Annotated in this window: 16 protein-coding genes; 7 read left to right on the top strand and 9 right to left on the bottom strand. The window is 55.6% G+C overall.

All coding sequences use genetic code 11. The annotated features are described in order from the left end of the window. Positions 1-20: 20 nt before the first annotated feature. The 3 genes from dnaE to VAE57_RS01185 all read right to left on the bottom strand — a co-directional run bounded on the left by dnaE (position 21) and on the right by VAE57_RS01185 (position 4828). Positions 21-3761, bottom strand: coding sequence for a DNA polymerase III subunit alpha (dnaE, locus tag VAE57_RS01195; protein WP_322820092.1), 3741 nt, complete (start codon positions 3759-3761; stop codon positions 21-23). 711 nt (positions 3762-4472) lie between these two features. After that, entirely contained in the window at positions 4473-4628 is a 156-nt protein-coding gene (locus VAE57_RS01190) for a hypothetical protein (RefSeq protein ID WP_322820091.1), read from the bottom strand. Between the two features lie 8 nt (positions 4629-4636). Further along, positions 4637-4828, bottom strand: coding sequence for a hypothetical protein (locus VAE57_RS01185; RefSeq protein ID WP_322820090.1), 192 nt, complete (start codon positions 4826-4828; stop codon positions 4637-4639). Positions 4829-5016: 188 nt separating this feature from the next. On the opposite strand from VAE57_RS01185, the gene VAE57_RS01180 reads away from it, so the two are divergent. The 3 genes from VAE57_RS01180 to VAE57_RS01170 all read left to right on the top strand — a co-directional run bounded on the left by VAE57_RS01180 (position 5017) and on the right by VAE57_RS01170 (position 8314). Further along, positions 5017-6108: a HEAT repeat domain-containing protein gene (locus VAE57_RS01180; protein ID WP_322820089.1), complete on the top strand. Its 1092-nt coding sequence runs from the start codon at positions 5017-5019 to the stop codon at positions 6106-6108. 8 nt (positions 6109-6116) lie between these two features. Continuing rightward, positions 6117-7808: a SpoIIE family protein phosphatase gene (locus VAE57_RS01175; protein ID WP_322820088.1), complete on the top strand. Its 1692-nt coding sequence runs from the start codon at positions 6117-6119 to the stop codon at positions 7806-7808. Between the two features lie 170 nt (positions 7809-7978). Then, positions 7979-8314 (top strand): STAS domain-containing protein, encoded by a 336-nt coding sequence (locus VAE57_RS01170; RefSeq protein ID WP_322820087.1) that lies wholly within the window; start codon positions 7979-7981, stop codon positions 8312-8314. 637 nt (positions 8315-8951) lie between these two features. On the opposite strand, the gene VAE57_RS01165 is transcribed toward VAE57_RS01170, so the two are convergent. Then, entirely contained in the window at positions 8952-10283 is a 1332-nt protein-coding gene (locus VAE57_RS01165; RefSeq protein ID WP_322820086.1) for a M20/M25/M40 family metallo-hydrolase, read from the bottom strand. A gap of 156 nt (positions 10284-10439) precedes the next feature. Here VAE57_RS01165 and VAE57_RS01160 point away from each other — a divergent pair, with 156 nt between their 5' ends. The 3 genes from VAE57_RS01160 to VAE57_RS01150 all read left to right on the top strand — a co-directional run bounded on the left by VAE57_RS01160 (position 10440) and on the right by VAE57_RS01150 (position 14039). Further along, entirely contained in the window at positions 10440-11408 is a 969-nt protein-coding gene (locus tag VAE57_RS01160; protein ID WP_322820085.1) for a COX15/CtaA family protein, read from the top strand. 446 nt (positions 11409-11854) lie between these two features. Continuing rightward, complete coding sequence (locus VAE57_RS01155) at positions 11855-12397, top strand: DUF4388 domain-containing protein (RefSeq protein WP_322820084.1); 543 nt, start codon at positions 11855-11857, stop codon at positions 12395-12397. An 841-nt stretch (positions 12398-13238) separates the two neighbouring features. Next, positions 13239-14039 (top strand): alpha/beta fold hydrolase, encoded by an 801-nt coding sequence (locus VAE57_RS01150; RefSeq protein ID WP_322820083.1) that lies wholly within the window; start codon positions 13239-13241, stop codon positions 14037-14039. A 308-nt stretch (positions 14040-14347) separates the two neighbouring features. On the opposite strand, the gene VAE57_RS01145 is transcribed toward VAE57_RS01150, so the two are convergent. From VAE57_RS01145 to VAE57_RS01130, 4 genes are read right to left on the bottom strand one after another with little or no spacing between them, the layout of a single operon-like run. Then, positions 14348-16078 (bottom strand): DUF4097 family beta strand repeat-containing protein, encoded by a 1731-nt coding sequence (locus VAE57_RS01145; RefSeq protein WP_322820082.1) that lies wholly within the window; start codon positions 16076-16078, stop codon positions 14348-14350. 41 nt (positions 16079-16119) lie between these two features. Then, complete coding sequence (locus tag VAE57_RS01140) at positions 16120-16485, bottom strand: SHOCT-like domain-containing protein (RefSeq protein WP_322820081.1); 366 nt, start codon at positions 16483-16485, stop codon at positions 16120-16122. Continuing rightward, positions 16469-16849: a DUF2089 domain-containing protein gene (locus VAE57_RS01135; RefSeq protein ID WP_012256893.1), complete on the bottom strand. Its 381-nt coding sequence runs from the start codon at positions 16847-16849 to the stop codon at positions 16469-16471. Before VAE57_RS01135 ends, VAE57_RS01140 begins: the two co-directional genes overlap by 17 nt. Before the next feature lie 11 nt (positions 16850-16860). After that, the gene (locus VAE57_RS01130; protein WP_322820080.1) at positions 16861-17070 is read right to left on the bottom strand and encodes a hypothetical protein; all 210 of its coding nucleotides are present in this window, start codon (positions 17068-17070) and stop codon (positions 16861-16863) included. 827 nt (positions 17071-17897) lie between these two features. On the opposite strand from VAE57_RS01130, the gene VAE57_RS01125 reads away from it, so the two are divergent. Continuing rightward, positions 17898-18704, top strand: coding sequence for an ECF transporter S component (locus tag VAE57_RS01125; protein ID WP_322820079.1), 807 nt, complete (start codon positions 17898-17900; stop codon positions 18702-18704). Between the two features lie 55 nt (positions 18705-18759). Here the strand turns inward: VAE57_RS01125 and VAE57_RS01120 are convergent, their stop codons facing one another. Further along, positions 18760-20175: an ammonium transporter gene (locus VAE57_RS01120; protein ID WP_322820078.1), complete on the bottom strand. Its 1416-nt coding sequence runs from the start codon at positions 20173-20175 to the stop codon at positions 18760-18762. Positions 20176-20853: the final 678 nt, after the last annotated feature.

Here is a 20853-nt window from a genome sequence, read left to right as displayed (position 1 = left end):
AATGCTTACCCTCGATGCGATTACATTGCCAGTACCCGGTCAGGGCCAAGCACCTGCTTCAGTTCGGCAACCAGGGCATCAGAGAGGGTAATGGTATGCTGCGACTGTAAGACGACCATGCCCACCCCATTTGGCAGATACAGTGTCACCTGGTCATTGCCCTGACTGCTGCTCAGAATCGTGTGGACGTGCTGCATCAATGCAATATCGGCATCAAAATCGTGGCTACGCGGCAGGTAGATGCGCAGATTACGTGCCGGCGGCCCGTCGACCCGTGGCGGTTCTGGTGTATGGTGACCGCCATGTCCATTCCCATTACCGGCGATCTTGACCGGCTGGCGGGTGCGCACAGCCGGCGGTCTGACCGGCGGCGGCGATGCCGGGGCAGGAGTTGGTGCAGGCGCTGGCGATACCGGTGGCGCCGGCAATTCCACACCCCCTTCACTGCTCAGATCATCGCTTACCCCTTCCAGATCCATCTCAAGCGGTTGGGCACTTGTTGTCTGATCTACTGACGCGGGCGTTTCCACGTGCTCGACCACCAGTTGGGGTGTATCACGACGATTATCAACCTTCGCCGTAATCCGCACTACGGCGTCATTTTGTAATAGATCGGCGCACTTCGCCAGCACCTTTGGAAAGACCACTATCTCGATGCTGCCGGTCAAATCTTCAAGATTGGCGACCAGCATCGTCTCGCCCTTCTTTGTCGCAATCCGACGCACCCCACTCAGCACCCCCACGAAGGTGAGCGTCTCACCAATATGTTCAGCATCAATCGAACCAAGTTCGGTAGCACCGGTGAGATCAATACCTTCGAGGGCCTTAGCGATAGGATCGTCGGAAATATTCAATCCGAGCAGCTCCTTTTCCCAGAGCAGCACCTCTTTCTGATCGGCAGGACTCTCGACGATCAGCGGCAACGGAATACGGGCTACCACCGGATTGGCAGTCGTTGCTTCGCCAAAGATGTCAAACAGGCTACTCTGCCCGATTTCACGTGCCTTTTGGGCTTCGATCCCGGCGCTGACGGCCTGATCGAGGATTGCCAGCTTCTGGCGGCGCGTACCGGGGAGTGAGTCGAGCGCACCGGCTTTGATCAGGCTTTCCAGGGTGCGCTTGTTCAGCGCGTGGCGATCAACGCGCGCACAGAGGTCTTCCAGCGATTGGAAGGGGCCACCTGCCTCGCGTGCAGCAATGATCGCTTCCACCGGCCCTTCGCCGACATTCTTGATTGCCATCAAGCCAAAGCGAATACCGCGTTGGTGCGTTACGCCCGGCGGCAACGGTTGGGCAAGTGGTTCGATGGTGAAGCCCTTGTGCGAGCGGTTGACATCAGGGGGCAGTACTGCCACACCCAGACGCCGTGCTTCGAGCGCCGCCTTCGTTACATCTTCGATCACGCCACCCGCACCGGTCAGCACGGCGGTCATATACTCGACCGGATAGTTCACCTTTAACCAGGCCGTCTGATAGCTGAGCAAACCGTAGAGCGTGGCGTGCGGTCGGTTAAACGAATAGCCGGCAAACGGCAAAATCAACTCCCAAAGCTGATCGGCAACCTCCTTACTGATCCCTTTGCGCTGACACCCCTGCTTGAAAATGGCCTCATTTTCGGCCATCAGTTCACGATTCTTCTTGCTGATTGCCTTGATGACGATATAGGCCTGACCGAGTGTATAATCGGCGACCGTCTGCAACAGTTGCATAATCTGCTCCTGATAGACGATCACACCGTAGGTATCGGACAGGATCGGTTCGAGCACCGGGTGGAGATAGCGGATCTGGGATGGATTATTTTTGTTCTGAATGTAGACTGGAATCTGCTCAAGTGGGCCGGGGCGGTAGAGCGCCACCATCGCGTAGAGGTCTTCAACGCGGGTTGGCTTCAATTGCATCAGGTAGCGCGTCATTCCCGCCGATTCCAGTTGGAAGACATTCTTCGTTTCGCCTCGTCCTAATGCTTCAAAGACCTTTGGATCATCAAGTGGAATTTCATCAAGCCACATCCGCCGGCCAGTCGTTTGCTCGATATACTTGAGGGCCTCGGCCACCACGGAAAGGTTGGTCAGACCGAGAATATCCATCTTCAACAGCCCCATCTTGGCCAGGGTCGGCCCTTCAAACGCAGCCATCAACGCATTCTCGTCCTTGGTCGTGCGTTGCAAGGGCACCAGCTCGGCCAGCGGCGTTCGACTAACTACCACGCCACAGGCATGCGTACCAACCGAGCGCATTCGGCCTTCAACTTTCTGCGCCTCATCGATCAGTTCGCGCAGGTGGGGCTGGGTTTCGTAGATCTGCTTCAACTCTGGGACGCGCTCAAGGGCCTGAGCGATGGTGGTGCCAACCGGTAACGCTGGAATTAGTTTGGCAACCCGATCTACCTCACCGGGATCGAGGCCGAGTACACGGCCCATATCGCGAATCGCCGCTTTTGCTCCGAGTGTACCGTAAGTAATAATCTGCGCAACATTCTCCCGCCCGTACTTCTCGGCGATGTAGTCAAGAATCTCCTGGCGGCGTGAGTCGGCGAAATCGGTATCAATATCGGGCATTTCCAGACGTTCGGGCGAGAGGAAACGCTCGAAGAGCAGCTTGTTCTTGACCGGATCGACATCGGTGATGCCGAGGGCGTAGAGCACGAGCGATGCACCGGCAGATCCACGCGGCAGACAGGGGATACCGCGTGAACGAGCAAATTTCACGTAATCCCACACGATCAACATGTAATCGGGGAAGCCGGTTTGATTAATCACCTCCAGTTCATACGCCAACCGACTCATATACTCGGCAGGTGGCTGGCCGTTGAACCGGCGCATCAACCCCTCTTCACACACGAGGCGTAGATATGAGGCGGCATCGTGGCCCGGCGGCAACTCAAAGACCGGCAACTGAACCCGGCCAAACTCCAGTTTTAACCGGCACATATCAGCGATGCGACGAGTGTTTTCCAGTGGTTCAGTACCGTAGCGCCTAAACCGCTCCCACATCTGCTCGCCTGACAAGATATGGTAGCTCTCGTCCATCGCGTATTCACGAGCACAAAACTCGGCGTAGGTCATATTCATCCCCATCGCCATAATCTTGTGCTGGGTGGCTTTATCTTCTGGACGGACGAAATGCGCGTCACTGGTGGCTACCAGTGGAATGCCCAGCTCGCGACCGATCTTCACCAGCTCTTCGTTGAGTGGTTCGAGTTCGGGGGTGTTATCGTGCAGTTGCAACTCAAGATAGTAGCGGTCGGGGCCGAGCAGATCACGGTAATATGCGGCAGTTTCAACGGCTGCACGACGGTCACCCGCTTTCAGATAGTGCAACACCTCACCGGCCAGACATGCCGAGGTAACGATCAGTCCTTCGTGATGAGCTTCCAGCAATTGCCGGTCGATGCGGGGGCGGGCAAACACACCCTTGCCCATCCCGTCGAGATGGGCGCGCGTGGTGAGTTTCACCAGATTACGGTACCCCACTTCATTTTGGGCCAGTAACAGCAAATGAAAATAATTCTTCGCCCCTTTTGTCATCGGGTCGCTGAGTGAACCAGGGGCCATGTAGGCTTCGACACCGATAATCGGGCGAATACCGGCTTTCTTCGCAGCCTCGTAGAACTCCATTGCGCCGTACATTACCCCGTGATCGGTCAGCGCGATACTGTCCATCCCCAATTCGGCAGCACGCTGGGTAATGCCTTTCGTTGTGGCATAGCCATCGAGCAGGCTGTATTCAGAGTGGACATGCAGATGAACAAAGTCGTGCATGGCGTACTCGTCTCTCAAAACAATTTACACTTAACACAGTTGAACGAAGGCTGAAAGGCGATCTAAGCCTGAAACATTTGTCCGAGAGAATAGATGTGGTGTCGGTTTTTTTGCTATTAAATCAACATAATATCAGGTTGTCAGGCGCACGCTTTCAGTTCTGATTATAACATATCAGCGGCGGCTTGCGAATAGGCTTGTCAACAATTGTAAGGTGTTTGCAAACCCTGACGGGTCTGAACGTGCTGCCGTAGCCTGTTATGACAGGGATGAAAACGTCTTCCAGAAGTTATCTCATTTATTTCTGACCGACTCATCGTAACGAGTACATCCAGCCTACCCCTGATCAGTAGGCTCAACGGCACGTCACGCGCCGGGTCATGAGCACGGCTGCTGCACTCCAAACGTTGCGATACGTATATGACGAGCGAACAAGTCAACCCATCCAGCGCGTGATAGCACAACCGGAGCTGCGCTCTGCCAACGGGTCAGGAGCCGGGTAGGCTGTCGTTGGGATTGGCCAGTGTTCATGCGCCTGGACGACTTTTATGCAATAAGTTCTATTGTGGTGAAGACGGTGCCGCACACGAACGGGAATCGTGGCACGTCCCGCCGGGGGCCTAACCGTAAGGACGGGAACACACGCCGTTGTCAGGTCAGTATGGATGTGAAGCAACAGAAACAGAGGTTGGTCAGGTGAACAAATAGTTATTATTGCCGACGGAGTGCAAACAGGCATAACCCGGCCAGGATCAGCCAGAGCCAGTGCCACAGACCGAAAGGTTGCTGGAAGGCCACAACAATGGAGATGATCACAAAGACCAGTCCCAGCACAGCCAATAGTGCCCGACGATAGGTTGGCGACATGAATGGCCTCAACGTACCACAAAGAAAGCCAGGGCCAGCAGCGCTCCTGCGACAAGGAGTAATAACGAAAACGCCAGGTTACCGGTTGCGCTGATCAGAAAAATGGTCATGGCAATAACAATGATTGCCATCATCACACAACCCCGACGCACCCGGCGAATACTGGTTGTAACATCGGGATCTTCCGGTGCTGAATTCATATACATTATCCGCAGCGACATACGTCCCGGCATATCTTACCATATGACAGCAGCAATCGCATCTGTAATATTTTTGCAATCAAAGAATAGTACTAAAGTACTGTGCAATACTATGACGGCATGATATACTAAAAAGTAAATAAATCATCGTTCTACTACAATGACGCAGGGAAGAAAGGGGGCTGCCAGTGTTTGATCGAGAGACATGGCGGCAGCGGGTAGCCGAACGATTCACAACCTTTGCCCGCAACCCTCGGCAAGAGATACAAATTGCCGGCGTGAATAGTGTGCTCGGATACCTTACCCTGCGTGCACTTGAACCATTTCTTGCTGCCTTCCAGGACGAGCCGGTTGCCGCTGTGCTGTCACTGGCCGAGATTTCACGTGGCCCAGGCGCCAATCACATTGTCCGCCGTGCCAGCCGCTGGCGCTACCAGCTTGCCCACCTGATCGAGCGCGAATTACGTTCACGCCCAGAACTTCGCCTGACCGTCGAAGAAATCCTGTTAGCGTTACAGGTGCTGCATCTCGCCCGGCAGCGTCTCAACAGTTCGCGCGATGAGTGGTTACGGCTGACGTTGCTAGCCGAACTCGACACCTTCGAGAGCGGTGATTTTGAACAGTTACGCCGTCAATTGCAAGACCCTGGCTGGCAAAGTCGCTATGAAGCAATTCGCCGTCTGCGCGTGCGGGAAGGTCACTACACAGCGGCAGACCTGGTGCTCCTGCACGACGGTTTGAGTGACAGCGCCTCGCATGTACGTGCAGCTTCAGCGCGTATGCTCGGCCTGATTAATGGGATACCGCCGCAACCTCTGGTCAAGACACTGATCCGATTGGCAATCCATGATTGTGATTTGGAGACGCGCTTCGCTGCTGCCCGCACACTGGGTCAATTGCGTGATCGGATCATCTCGCCACAACTCCTCGATCATCTGATTGAATGTCTCGACAATCCCGATAGTTTCGTGCGCTCAGCAGCAGCCCTGGTGGTGAGTCAGTTGGGAGAGCTGGCCGGTACGGCCCAGATGATTGAACACCTGCTGCCAATGCTCTCTGATGCTGACGCCTACGCTCGTGAAGCCGCGGCGCGTGCGTTGGGGCGGTTGGGTGTGGCAGCCGCAAACACAACCGTTCTCAATGCCTTAACTCAGGCCGTCGATGATACCGACCCCAATGTCCACGAAGCTGCCGTGGATGCCATTACCCGGCTACGTAAATTACGAGCCACCCTGCCGCTCCCCCCTAGTCGCCATCCAACCGAACCATTAGCCGTGTAGAGGTTGGCATGCAGCGACAGATCAGTGTCTTCGCCGATTGGAACGCGGTAACTGAACTGTTAGCCTTCAGCGATGCGCTGGAGACTGACTGGCAGTTACCGCACGATTATGTCTATCTGTTGCGGCTGGTGATCGAAGAAGTCGCTACCAATATTGTCAAGTATGGCTACGATGACCAAAACCGCGATCAGATTCAGTTGTCGTGCCGGTATGAACAGGGAGTGCTGACGATTATCATTCGTGATCGCGGATACCCCTTCGATCCCCACGACGCACCACCACCCGATCTGGGCAGGGAGGTTGATCAACGGACCATTGGTGGCCTTGGCCTCTTCTTTGTGCGCGAATACGCCGACACCCTTCAGTACCGGCATGATCCGGCAAGTGGCTGGAACGAGTTAATTGTGACCAAAACGATGACGATGCTGGATCGCTTGCGGAGTTTACCGCTCTTTCAGGTAGTACCCGAAGCGATTCTGGCCGAGTTAGCCCCTCGCCTGGCCGAGTGTCGCCTTGCCGCTGGTGAAATATTGTTTCATCAGGGTGATTCGGGAACCGAATGCTTTGTGATCTTGAGCGGTGCGGTAGAGGTGATCACGTTCGTTAACGGCACAGAGTTGCGGCTAGAGGTTTTTCACGCCGGCCAAATCATTGGCGAGATGAGCCTGATCGATCAGAGTCCACGGTCGGCAACGGTACGGGCAATCGAACCGAGTCGCCTGGTTGCGCTGAATGAAGCGGTGTTTGCTACCCTGATTGGCTCCAGTCCGGCCCTGGCAATGACGATGCTACGCAGTATCGTCAGTCGGGTACGCAATACCAATCAGCGCATGATTCATAATCTCGAACGCAAGAATGCCGAACTACTGGCGGCGTATCAGCAATTACAGGCTGCGCAGGCGGAATTGATTCGGCTCAACCGCCTCGAAGAGGAGCTGGATGTTGCCCGTCGTATTCAGCAGTCTTTCTTACCACGGGTGCTGCCGCAACCAGCCGGCTGGCGCATTGCCGGGTTTAGTCGCGGGGCACAGGCTGTGGGTGGTGATTTCTTCGATACCATTACGCTTCCCGATGGTAGGGTCGGCCTGGTGGTGGCCGATGCCTGTGGCAAAGGGGTAACGGCTGCCCTGTTCGTGGCGCTGAGTCGATCATTGCTGCGAGCGGCGTCGCAGGCTGTAGGGATGGCGCAGTCGCCCGGAAGCATCAATACATCTATTCTCCTCCACGCTGTCAGTCTTACCAACGACTATATCTGCCGTGAGCACGGTGATGCCAATATGTTCATCACTCTGTTTTACGGTTTGCTTGATCCACTCAGTGGTACAATGACATATGTCAATGCCGGGCATAACCCTCTATTGCGAATTGCCCGAAATGGCGATGTGGTAGAAGAACTACACGAAGGATCATTACCAATCGGCATTGTGGCCGGGCAAACGTATGACGTGTATGAGTTGCAGATACAGCCCGGCGAGAAGCTGGTAGCCTTCAGCGATGGTATTACCGAAGCGATGAATCCAGCCGGTGAACTGTTTGGTGATGCCCGTTTACAGGCATGTCTGCAAACCCTCTGCCAACAGCCCGCTCCCGATCTGGTGACAGCAGTCGTCGCGGCGGTTGACACATTCGCTGCCGGTGCACCACAGGCTGATGACATTACCCTTTTGATTGTGGAACGTCTGTCTGATGGTCAGCTTTAACGTCAAGGGCTTACCAGAGTACCCAATACTCACAACGATATGCAGAGCATACCGGGCGGTATCCTGAGCGCTGTACTACCTGTTCTAAGACAGGTTCAGAGCATGCTATAATGACGGTACCCTCAATCGTTGCATAGCGGTGAAAACTCGCTAGAAAGAGAGACTTCGGCGTGAAGACCGAGCATGTAGATGATGTGCTCATCATTGAGCTTCCGGCTCGCCTTGATGCAGCCGGGATTGCGACCATCGAGCAGGAGCTGGCAGATGCCATCAACCGGCATCGTGGTAAGGTGCTTGCGGATATGACCGAGGTCAATTTCGTGGCCAGCCTGGCCCTGCGAATGCTCTTGACTAACCTGCGCGCCGTTCAACCACTGGGTGGTGATCTACGGTTGTACGGTTTGCAGCCACAGATTGCCGAAATTTTCCGTAAGAGCCGCTTCGATACGCTGTTCAAGATCTATCCGGATCGGGAAACAGCTTTAGCTGCATATCGCAATCAATAGAAGTTATCACAGAGTCGTGCATTCCACAGAGTTAATCTCGGCTGGATTTACGTTATCCGTGCTGCGTTGTGTCCGTGCGTTCATACACTATACGATGCGGCACGGGTATTGCCGAAGGATGTGTCATTCGGCGGGGTGTGCTCTACGTTAAATATGCCGGCATCGGCACAGTAGAATTTATTTCAAAAAACATCTACTAAAAGCTATCTCAATTCATTACTGACAGACTCTATGCTCGTGACGAGCACACATAGTATCCTCGTGACCAGCAGGGTTAACAGCGTACCACGCACCGGATCGTGAGCACGGCTGCTGCGACCAATGGCTGACAACGGGCCAACCATTTCAGCTCAGTACCACGCACCGGATCGTAAGCACGGCTGCTGCGACAGCATGGCTGCCGCACTCCACCCCCCGCACCACGCGCATGACGAGCGGGTAAGGCAACCAATCCAGCGCGTGATGGCGCCAGCGATGGGCGTCAGCTATCCTCGCTTTCATACCGGTAGACTGGGAGCAGGATTGCTATCGTTGGCGATTGGCAAGCGTGCATGCTCCTGTGCGACCCTCTGGGAGCACGGCAGCATAGCTTTTTATGAAATTAAGTGCTATAGTGTGACCATGCCGCTGGAAATACTTACCGCCATAACTGGTCGAGTAATTCGATTAGCAAATGACTATGACGGATCAGGTCGGTGAGTGAAATATATTCATCAGGAGCAAAGGTCGCGCTCACAACCGGTGTCAGGCCGAGGCTTACTGTTGGAATCGGGTGATGACCCACCAGTAAGCTGAAAGGTACCGTGTATGGGCCAGCCGGCACAATCACCGGTGGTCGTTCAAATACGGTTGCGCCGATAGCAGCCACCTGTGTCACGAAAGGATTATCGGTCGCAGTCATCAACGGAGGATAGCCGCCGGGTAACCGCTCGATCACAATGTCAGGAAACCCCTTCTCGTACAGGTGGTGCTGTATCAGTTTCACAATCGCGTCTGGCTGCTGATGGGGAACCAACTGAATATCGAGTAGCGCCGTAGCCTGCGCAGGGATAACCGGTGTCTCACCCGAAGGGTCAACGGTGATGCTACTTACATTACAGGTGGGGAGTGTTACTTCCGAACGACTCAACGCTGCACCGTCGATACCGAAAAGAAACTGATCGATCCGCCATGCGTCCCGTCTTACAGTCGAGGCCAGTTGCAGTTGTCGGATCACTGCATTATCGTTGCGCGAAGGACCTTCAATCGCGTCGTAGAATCCCTCGACCCGTACATCTTCATCATCACCCTTGAGAGAAGCCAGAGCCCAGATCAACCGCCAAAGCGGATTGACAACGCTGGCAGCAAAGCCGGTTGGTAGAGGGTATGCCGGTCCATGCGCACTCAGACGTAGACGGATCCAGCCTTTACTACCACTCACGCAGATAGGCGTACCGGTAGCATCGCGGTCACCAACACTGGCCAGGATCGCGTCACATTGCAGTAGATCGCTATGCGCGTGTAGAGCTTCTTGCAGACCAGAACTACCCGTTGTGGCTGCCCCTTCAATGACCAGGGTGATCCCACACGGCAATTCCCCTTCACGGTGCAGCATGGTCTGTAGGGCCGCCAGATGGGCTGCCAGGGCACCTTTGCCACCGGACACACCGCGTCCGAATACACAACTATCACGTTCCGCAATATCAAACGGTTCGTATGACCAGTGTCGCCAAGGGCCGGTTGGTGGCGTATCGTAGTGATGGTAGAGCAAAAGGGTCTGTGGCCGTCGTCCTGGCCGATGGGCAATAACTACCGGTGCTGTACCGGTAGTCGCAATGCGCACGTGCATGCCTAACCGACGCACAAGAAGGGCGACATGTTCAGCCATGGTGTGCAACTCATCGATCTGACCGGCGGTCGATGGTTGCTTGCAGAGGTACTGCAAGGTCTGAACAAGTTGCTCAATTGATGGCGGTGCATGGACTGTCACCAGGATGCCCCCTCTTGCTCACACGTTTGCGTTTAGTGAACGAATTATAACACGGTGTTTACTGCACGCTACGCAAGGGTCATGCTAGAATAAAGTGCGATATGTCACATAGTTCTTGCAATCCGCGCCAACACGGTCGCGGCGGGAGGAAGTTGCATGGATCCGCGGCATCGTGCCTTTGTCAATTTTGCATGGCTCAATGTTGGATACAACCTGTTGGTCATCATGTGGGGTGCATTTGTGCGGGCAACTGGCTCAGGTGCCGGTTGTGGCGATCACTGGCCACTCTGTGATGGTCAGGTGATACCGCGGGCACCCGGTACAGCGCAACTCATCGAGTTTTCCCATCGCGTAACCAGTGGCATTGCCCTGCTGTTGACGATAGGGTTACTGGTTTGGGCCTTACGACTGTTTGCTGCCGGCCATCCGGCACGGCGGGCGGCGATTGCAACGATGATTTTGATGATTGTTGAGTCGCTGATCGGAGCGGCACTCGTGCTCTTCCAACTGGTAGCCCATGATGCATCACTGACACGTGCGCTATCATTGGGACTGCACCTCGTTAATACATTTCTGCTGCTTGGAGCAATGGCTCTCACAGCATGGTACGCCGGTGGCAAGCCGGCACCTGACCTGCGTGGTAAAGGTGGCTTGTTGAGCGTGCTAATTGCGGCGTTGGTCGGCACGGCAGTGGTGGGTTCTAGTGGTGCGATAACGGCTCTGGGTGATACCCTCTTGCAATTGGGTGTGCTGCCTGGTGGTGTATCGCAGTCGATCACTCGTGATAGTCATCCCCTGGTATGGATGCGGATTATCCATCCGGTATTGGGTACACTGGTCGGCCTGGCGATGATTTCGCTGGCCCAACGGGCAGTGCGCTACGATCCATCACCAACAACGCGCCGACTGGCGTGGGCTACTGCTGCGATCTTTGTTGGTCAGATTTTTCTGGGTGCAATCAACGTCATCCTGAAGGCTCCAGTGTGGATGCAACTGGTGCATCTGCTCTTCGCCGACCTGGCATGGCTAGCGTTGGTGTTGTTAAGCGCAACTCTCCTCGGTCGATCCGGCGAGGATCATGTCCCACAGCCAGTGACGAGACGTGCACCGGCACGCTCCGCGTAGTACGGGCTGCACCGATTAGCTATGGAACGGGAGAAGGGTAACTGCACTGCGTTACCCTTCTTTCGTTTCCCAAAGGAGCGAGTTTTACGGGGTATTCCACCTGATCATACCGTATGTCTGCCAATCTATGTTCGCGCAGCAACAAGGCTACCCTCAGGCCACACCATGACTTCCGCGCTTCACACAGGCGACACAGACATACTGCACGTGGCAGGCATGCCGGTCAGCAGCGTGCGATCTGCTATGGTCTCCGTAACGCACATTCGGGCTTCGCCGCACACAACAACATCGTCTGCTGGCATGGTGAGGTAGGCGTTACCTAAACCGGTACTATGACGACTTCTTCTATGACTGGACTATGGTCACATTGTTATGGTTGCTGAGTTGTGGTATAACCAATTTTAAAGGGCATCCCATCCTATCCTTCAGTTGTGCCCAGGAGGCCCATGATGGCATTGCACGGTTCGTTACAACAGGTACCATTGCGCGAGTTGATCGATCTCGCTGCATACAGTGCCCTCTCTGGCTCGCTCGATATTCAGGGAGAGCGTTCCGGTCGGATATTCTTCACCAATGGTCAAATGTATCACGTTGAGTGCGAGGGACAAATAGGGACAGAAGCGCTAGGCATTCTGCTCAACGTCCAACAAGGCACGTTCAACGTCAGTAGCGGTGCCAGAAGTAGCCAGCAATCGATATGGGGCGATATTGCGACGATGATCCGCTACGCTGAGCGCATGGCGTTGCGGTGGCGGCGGGTCTGGCACAGGGTTTCTTCGCTGAAACTGATACCGACACTGAAGGTTTCCCGTGAAGAGGCTTTGCCGCGTGCAAGTGTTGCGCTGCATTTGCTGCTTGAGGCCATTGACGGTCGAAAGAGCCTGTCGGATATTGCCACTGATCTGCACTGGTCGGCGATTGATGTGGTTGAAGGCATTGTTCAGTTAATGGACTTACAGATCGTCGATCTTGTTTCTGTGTCGTCATGACCGGTGGAGTCGCACCAGAACATGCAGGCTGCGACACCATCAGCGCCGACAACGTCTATCGACTACCTCCTGTCTATCTTGCAGCAGTAGCCATCACGTATAGCGCTGAGAACATCGGTTGCACAACGTCTTAAGCGCGTGCCTGCTTGTAGAACAGAGTGCGGAAAGCTGACTTCCGCACTCTGTTCACTTTAATTACTGACAGACTATAAGAACGTGAGAGCACATCCAGCATCCCCGTGACCGGCAGGATCAACGGCGTGACATGGAGAAGTACGGCTGGTGTGGTAGCCATGCTGCCGCACGCCAAACGCTGCGACACGTGCATGATGAGCAGGTAAGGTAACTAATCCGGCGAACGATGGCACCGAAGATGGTTGTCGGCACTTCTCGCTGCCGTGCCGGTAAACTGGGAGTAGAATATACTGTCTTTGCTGATTGGAAAGCGTTTATGAGCCTGTGCGACAGTCTGGGAGCGTGACAGCACAGCTTTTATGACATAAGTTCTACTGTCTATGCCGTCGTGCTGTCGGGGGATTAGCAGGTGATACTCTACCCTCATACCCAATGGCAACCAGTGTCGCATCCGGTGTAGAACGCAGACACCATCTGATGCAGATTCTCTTCCCTATGGTAAACCGTGCGGCATGTTTCGCATATACTGGTACAACGATCCCGGCAAGGGTAACTTCAGAGCATAGGCTGCTATTTGTGCGACGTGTGCTGTATAACGTGTTATGCAGATGTATCATGCAGCCATCCTGATGTCCGGCAACACGCTGACAGGCGTTTGCCAAACGCATTGCACTGGTTGAGTATCGGCTCAGAAACGGAGGTACCAATGCACGTGACCCTCCCCCACGGTGTGCAACTACGCTACGATGATGCAGGAAGTGGACAACCGGTCGTCTTGTTGCACGCTTTTCCGCTGAGTGCGGCATTATGGCGAGCGCAATTGAGTACATTGAGTGATCGCATGCGTATGATTGCCCCTGATCTACGCGGGTTTGGCGGCTCGCTGGCGACACCGCTGCCACAGTCACTCGATGACTATGCAACGGATGTCCTGGCATTACTCGATACCCTGAACATCGAACGGGCAGTGCTGGCCGGGTTGTCGATGGGGGGCTACATTGCCTTTGCTCTGCTGCGGCGGGCACCAGAGCGGATCAGCGGCCTGTTGCTGGCCGATACCCGGGCAACTGCCGATAGTGAAGAGACGCGGGCAGCACGGGCCGTTAATGCCAGGATTGCGTTGGAAGAGGGAAGTGCGGCACTGGCCGGACGAATGTTACTCAATCTGGTAGCGCCAGGGGCAAGTGAGGCGTTACGGGCTGAGCTGCTGAGCATCGCTGCGGCGAATCCACCTGAAGGGATTGCCGCAGCTCTCCACACCATGGCGGCACGCCCTGATTCGACGCCGCTGCTGGCCGAGATTCGGGTGCCGACAACCGTTGTCGTCGGTGCGGAAGACACCCTCACCCCCCCTGCTGAAGCGCAGGTGATGCACAGTGCGATTGCCGATAGTCGTTTCGTCGTGATTCCGCACGCTGGCCATCTCAGTGCGATTGAACGGCCAGCAGAGTTTAATCTGGCACTGGTCGAACTGGTGATGCGGGTTGAGGCAGCGTCCAGGCCGTGATCATGTACAGCCTAAAGCATGGGTAGGGGCGAGGCATGCGGCGTCCCTACGGTATGTGCGCAAATGGGTCACGCCATACGGTAAGGCACTGGCAGTCGGGTAATCCGCGCATATCCGCTGCATCGGTGAGCATCTGTGGGTGTTATCCGCAGAACACGGATGGACGCGGCTCTGACGGATGCACGCGGATATGTTGTTTACAATGGTGATCTGCTTATGACAATACATATTGTACAAGTCACTGTTGGATGATGTGCAAATTGGAGCACGTGCATACCTGTATCTTGCCAGATGTTACAGAACACCCTCTAACCGCGATCCTCATCGAGAGCAGCCAGCAACAAATCACCCTCTGCCGCTGAGATACGACCATCGGCAACCATCTGCAAGATCGAGGCCCGTTGGTGTTCTCGTTCGGCCTCACTCATCGGGGACTGTGACGGGACAGGGCGAAGCTGCACTGTTGGCCCGGTTGCTGGCGGATGTGGTGGCGGTGGCGCTGCTGGCGGATGCGGTGGTGGTGGCGGATTGGGCGCAGCCGGGGGCGGTGGTGGTGGCGACTGAATCCGACTCAGCGCCCGTTCGACCGCCTCAAGTGCACCATTTAGACCGGCAGCCGCAGCCTGACGGGCCTGCTCCTTGATGCGCTCGATCCGTTCGGGATCAAGACGCCACTCGCGTTGATTGATCTTGACGCGCATCCGTTCTGGCCCAGACTCGGCTTTCCAGCGCCGGGCCTGCTCGGCGAAGCGTTCAGCCGCCGCACGGGCACGCTCGCCCGCACGCGGATCGTTGCCGGCTAACGCACTTCGCAACTCGGCGGCCAGTTCACGCCCCAGTTCACTTAGCTCGCGCCCTAATTCGCGGCCAAGCTCACTCAGTTCTTGCCCAAGCTGGGCACCGATACTGCTGAACGAGTCGATCTGACCTGCGCCTTTAATCGTGAGATCACCACCTACATGCAGATGGATGCTGGCGTTCCCCTGCCCATAGCGCAACTCCAGCATCTGACCAGGTATTGAAGGTCGGGTTTCAATCCCACTCACTTCACCACCGACAACTGCATTGATGGTCAGATCAGGCGTTTCGGGGAGCACGATGACCGCGTCACTGCCAACCTGTGCCCGTATGGTGCTACCAGCTGTGGCAGCGGCGTGAAGACGGAGATCACCCCCAATAGCTGTGATCATAACGTTGCCGGCAGCCTGTTTAACAACGCAGTCACCTCCGACATGACTGACCGTCAGGTCCCCGGAGACCCTGCTGAGTTCCAAATCGCCACCAATCGTCACCATCCGACCGCTGGTGATAGTTCCTGCTTCAACATCGCCAGCCACCGTCTCAATTGTAAACTGATCGATCTGGGCTTCAGAGGCATCAACATCACTGCTTACTGTAAGGCACTGCATACGACGGGCCTGTCCTTTGAGCGTCAGGTCACCGTTGACGCGATCAAGCTGCACATCAGCGGTACCGGTGACTGTAAGCTCAACGTCGCCATTCACGTTAGCGACCCGTAACTGCTCGCTCAGACCGGCCACCTCAAGATCGCCATCAACCTGATTGATGGTTAGACTCAGCACACCTCGCCCATTCACATCGCCCGCCACGCCAGCCAAATGTACTACTGGAACCTCAGTAAGCGAGACATCACCGTGGACATCAGCAGTGACGCTCAATTCAGCGACGGTCGTTGCCGTGAGATCACCTTCGAGCGAGCCGATGGTGGCCTGACCGGTGATCTGGCGCAGCGAAAGATCACCCTCGACACGCTCGGCGGTGAGGCGATAGAGATTCTGGGCACGCGCATCACCGTGGATCACGACGATCCGCACATCAGTAGTTTCTGGCACCGCAAGCTGGAGATCGCCAGCACAGGGGCTGACAACCAGACCATCGGCTTGCGCAGTCACCGTCACCTGACGATCATCACTCTGCCATTCGATCAGCGGTTCAGCCCAGCCCCGAATCGCCAGATCGCCGTGCACCGCCTGGATGATAAGTGTTACTGGCAGATCAACCGAAAGTCGTTGTTTCATGCAAACCCTCCTCATGGTGAAGACTACGGGTGTAGCAGGGGTTATTCGATCACGATCTCAATCCGTTCACCCTCTTCCAAATCCTGCCATTCCAGCAACAAACCGGTAGTTCCACGTTCCACGCTGCGGATCAACTCTTCCAGCGCACTACCACTCAATTGCGGAGCTAGCCGAGCGCCGAGGCGCAGACCGACATTAATCAGGCTCACCGGAATAGCTACCGACGCTTTGAGGCGTTGTGAAGGGAGATCGGTGACACGAATGCGCACCAGACGGGCCTGACTACGCTCTGCTGGTCGGGGATCGGCACTCAGGGCATCGAGCAGACGCGCAGCTTCCGCAGCCGACAGTTGCCCCTGCTCGACCATTTGCAGAATCCGGTGACGTTCTTCATTTGCGCTGTTCATGGTCAGCTCCCTTCAACAGACGCAGTGCCTCTTCGACAGAGATCTCGCGGGCAGCCAGCCGGTCGAGAATCTGACGCCGATCAACTCGCGGTTCCTGTTCAGGTGTGCCGCCGAGCAGAGCAACGATTTCATCGAGACGAGCGCGGGCCGTATTGTAGGCAATGTCGAGTTCAGCAGCGAGACGTTGAATATTCCCACGATTCTTGACCAGCAACTCAACGAATGCGAGCTGATCAGGCGAGAGACGACCGATCCAGCCCAGGCTAAAGCGACCTTCGATGACAATGCCGCTCTCAGGTGATTCGAGGCGGGTGACGATTAACTCACCACCGGTGATGGGGTCACGGGTCAGTAGTGGGTACATAGCAACCTCCGTTAGCGGGCATAGGTAAGATGGCGAGAGCGCCGATCCGCTGCGTAGCGCAACAGGTAGGCGCCAAACCGAATCAAGCGCAAGCCAAACCAGCGGGCAAGTCGACGACTGATGGGCGAAGGCGAAAGCTGGTGGTGTGAAGCGGCACTGGCAACCCGTTCCTGCATCTCGCGAGCGTACAATTGCTCGTGGTGGTAGAGGTCGCGCATCATACGAACTCCTTTCATTACCTGGTTGGTAATATTTACCAATCTGAAAGAGATTTTATCACTTTAATTGGTAATTGTCAATGCTTAACCTAGAAATTTTTGCCATTTTATCATCGTTTTTCTGCAAGACAGATAAAAGGAGGGGTAGCACCCTCAATCTGTGGTTTTTACCACAGAGACACGGAGGGCACAGAGATACCCGCTCCCTATGCCGGCAATGGTTGTGTGGTGTATACAAACCAGGGTAGCAGGGACGCAGCATAATGAGACGTGGTACGCTGCGGTACCACGGTGAGTAGTGACGTGACTTCAGCTCATTCATCATCGCCCGGCCAGATGATGGTAGTGAGCACGTATGTTGTGCTTGTGACCAGTGGCGACTGGCAGTATCGTGGGGGCGGACGCCATGGATCGGCACGCAAATCGACAACACGACATACCGACCAGGCGAGAGGCCATACCACAGTGGGCGTTTCACTGGCGAATCGCTGGTGGGTTGTCGCAGGTGCAGGCACACCGATCGGTTCCGTACATTCATGCTCAGTAGAGTGCCAGGGCGATGAGTGGCGAGCGTGTGGGGAGCGCTGCTCGCCGTGGTGATCTGCGCACGCTTCCAGCCCTGGCGATCCGGAGGCACGTGCTCCCAGCTCTGGCGAGTTGTCTGATCATCTGGTTACAATCCCGCCGGCGGTGAGCGATCCACGCAATACGTTGGCGATAGTCATAGGTGTCGGGTGTTAACCGGACATGCGGTATGATCAGGAACAATCGGTATTGGCGGGCTGTGTGATACAGCTTCCAGACAAGGCTTTGCGAAGACAGGCGTTACGATGATGTCAACCCCACACGCTCAACGTATAGCAACCCTTGCAGGTGATGTTGTCTTTGGTCTGATCTGCCTGCTTGGCGTGATTGCTTTTCTCTACCCCTTTTTTCTGGGTCGTGCTGAAACCGGGTTTACCCAGGCGCATGCCACCACAGCCCCGATCTTTTTCGCTCTTCTCGGCCCGGCACTGCTTGTCCTGTTGATTGCCGAACTCAGTGCCGGTCGGCTTAATACCCGTATGGTCGCCATTTTGGGTGTGCTCACCGGGGTCGTAGCGATCTTGCGTCTACCGGCGGGACCGGCAGACTCGCCTACGTTCTTTTTTCTGATCATCCTGATTGGCTATGCGTATGGAGCGCGTTTCGGCTTTCTGATCGGTTCCCTGGCCTTGCTGGTCTCGGCACTGCTGACCGGGGGCGTAGGCCCGTGGTTGCCGTTTCAGATGTTCGTGAGTGGCTGGATGGGCATGAGTGCCGGTCTTTTGGCACCATTGGGACAACGACTCCGTCCTGGGGGATGGGGCGAGGTTGGGCTGCTTTGCGGTTTCGGTTACGTTTGGGGCTTTCTCTTTGGCGCCTTGATGAATCTGTGGTTTTGGCCGTTTGCACCACCCGGCGAATTGGGCTGGCTACCGGGCAGTGGTCTGGCGGCAACAATTCAGCAGTATCTCCGCTTCTATATCGTTACATCGCTAGCGTGGGATGCAGTACGGGCAGTTGGGAACGTCATCTTGATTGCGCTGCTGGGGCAAGTTGTGCTGAAAGAACTACGCCGTTTTCGCGAGCGCTTCTGGTTCACCATCGCAACATAAACCCCTCCTCTACCATAGAGGAGGGGTTGCGCAAGGAGGAGGGAAAGTTTGCTTATTATCGGGCCAGAGCGCCGCTCACTTCACCACCCGCTGGCGCACCGCTCAGATCCGGGTAGGCAACCATACCGTGCTCGCCGATGTCGAGACCAGCCTCTTCCTCGGCCTTGCTAACCCGCAGACCAATGGTGGCCTTGATGGCGAAGAACATCAACGCAGCAGTTGCAACCGTCCACAAACCGATAGCGACAACACCAACGAACTGTGAGATGAGCAGGGTCAGACCGCCGCCGTAGAACAGGCCGGTCGTGCCGGTGTTACCGGGGATGGATGCGAACAGACCGACCGCCAGCGTGCCCCAGATACCGTTAACCAGGTGTACCGGAACTGCGCCAACCGGATCGTCGATCTTGAGCTTTTCGAGCAGTTCTGCCGAGAAGACGACAACCGGGCCGGCGATGAAACCGATGATGATCGAGGAGAGTGGATCGACGTAGGCACAGCCAGCGGTGATCGCAACCAGACCACCGAGCACGCCGTTTAGTGTCTGACCAAGATCGGGCTTGCCGTAGCGCAGCCAGGCGGTGAAGAGTGCACCAAGGGCACCGGCGGCGGCGGCCAGATTGGTCGTAACGGCAACCATTGCGACCGCATCGGCGTCGGCCTGTGAAGCGATTGCCAATTGCGAACCGGGGTTGAAGCCGAACCAGCCCAGCCAGAGGATGAAGGTGCCCAGTGCAGCCAGTGACATATTGTGACCAGGGATGGCGCGAGGCTTGCCGTCGGGGCCGAAGCGGCCAAGACGTGGGCCGAGGATCATTGCACCAACCAGTGATGCCCAGCCACCGACACTGTGGACAACCGTGCTACCGGCGAAGTCGGTGAAGCCCCAGTTACCCTCGGTGCTGCCACTATAGGTATTCAACCAACCGGCACCACTCCAGACCCAGTGGACAACAACGGGATAAATGAAGAGCGAGATGATGAAGCTGTAGATCAGATATGCAGTAAACTTCGTGCGCTCGGCCATTGCCCCGGCCACAATCGTAGCAGCCGTACCGGCAAACACGACCTGGAAGAACCAGCTTGCCAGCACCGGTACTTCACCTTCAGCCGTAATCGCCGAGAGGAAGAATTGATCGGTGCCGATAAATCCACCCGCTGAAGTACCGTATGCGATCCCCCAGCCGACTGCCCAGAAGGCAATCGAACACATCACGAAGTCCATCAGGTTCTTGAACAGAATGTTGGTTGTGTTCTTCGAGCGAGTCAAGCCAGCGGTCAACATCGCGAAACCGGCCTGCATAAAGAAGACCAGCGCTGCGGCAACGATCAGGAAGAAGGTATTCATTGCAACTGCCAGTTCAGCAGTGGTTGGCCCTTCCTGAGCAAAAGCGCGTCCGGTACCCACCAGCCAGAGACCAAGGCCAAACCCAAGACCGAGACCGATCTTTGTGCGCCATGCAAGCTTCATGAGAACTGCTCCTTTAACCTATACCTAAGCGATTGCATGTGATGCATGGAATGATTTTCCAAAAACAGCTCCATGCATTTGTAACATTTGCACAAACCATCTGCCTCTGCCTCGTTGCAGGCCGTCTGAGCACCATCGCGATTGCAGGCATTACCGAATGTCCGCTATGGACTTGTAAAAAAAACTAACAAATTGATGATAAAGTCTATCCAGAAGCCATTTCTCTCTCTTGCGTTTGCGGCTCTGAACTGCAACATCGCAGGAGATGCCCGCATTACGCACGTTCACCCCCTCACTATCCAGGCATCATGGCATTCACCAGATTGTGCACTCATTAGTGATGGTATGATAACAAGCCTTCATGGAGTTGCCAATAGACAGGATTGCCAATATCCAGGTAGAGAGGATTAGACTTTTTGTCTAAATTGGTAACAAGGTGACAGCATTCTTCTCACCCTCAACCTCTCTTACACACAGCGGGAGCGTGGAGAGCAGCAGATCGTTCTGGAACTTCCCGATACGGCAGCAGGTGGGTTGACTGGAAGTTGTCTCATTCATTACTGACAGACCACATGCTCATAGCGAGCACCCACTGCACCCTCGTGCCCAGCTGGGTCAACGGCGTGCTCTGTGCCGGATCGCGAGCACGGCTGGCGCGGCAGCATGGCTGCCGCACTC

It is taken from the genome of Chloroflexus sp. (assembly GCF_034434295.1).
GTDB lineage: Bacteria > Chloroflexota > Chloroflexia > Chloroflexales > Chloroflexaceae > Chloroflexus.
Note: the sequence above shows the minus strand (reverse complement) of the source record. Positions and strands in the feature narration are given on the sequence as shown.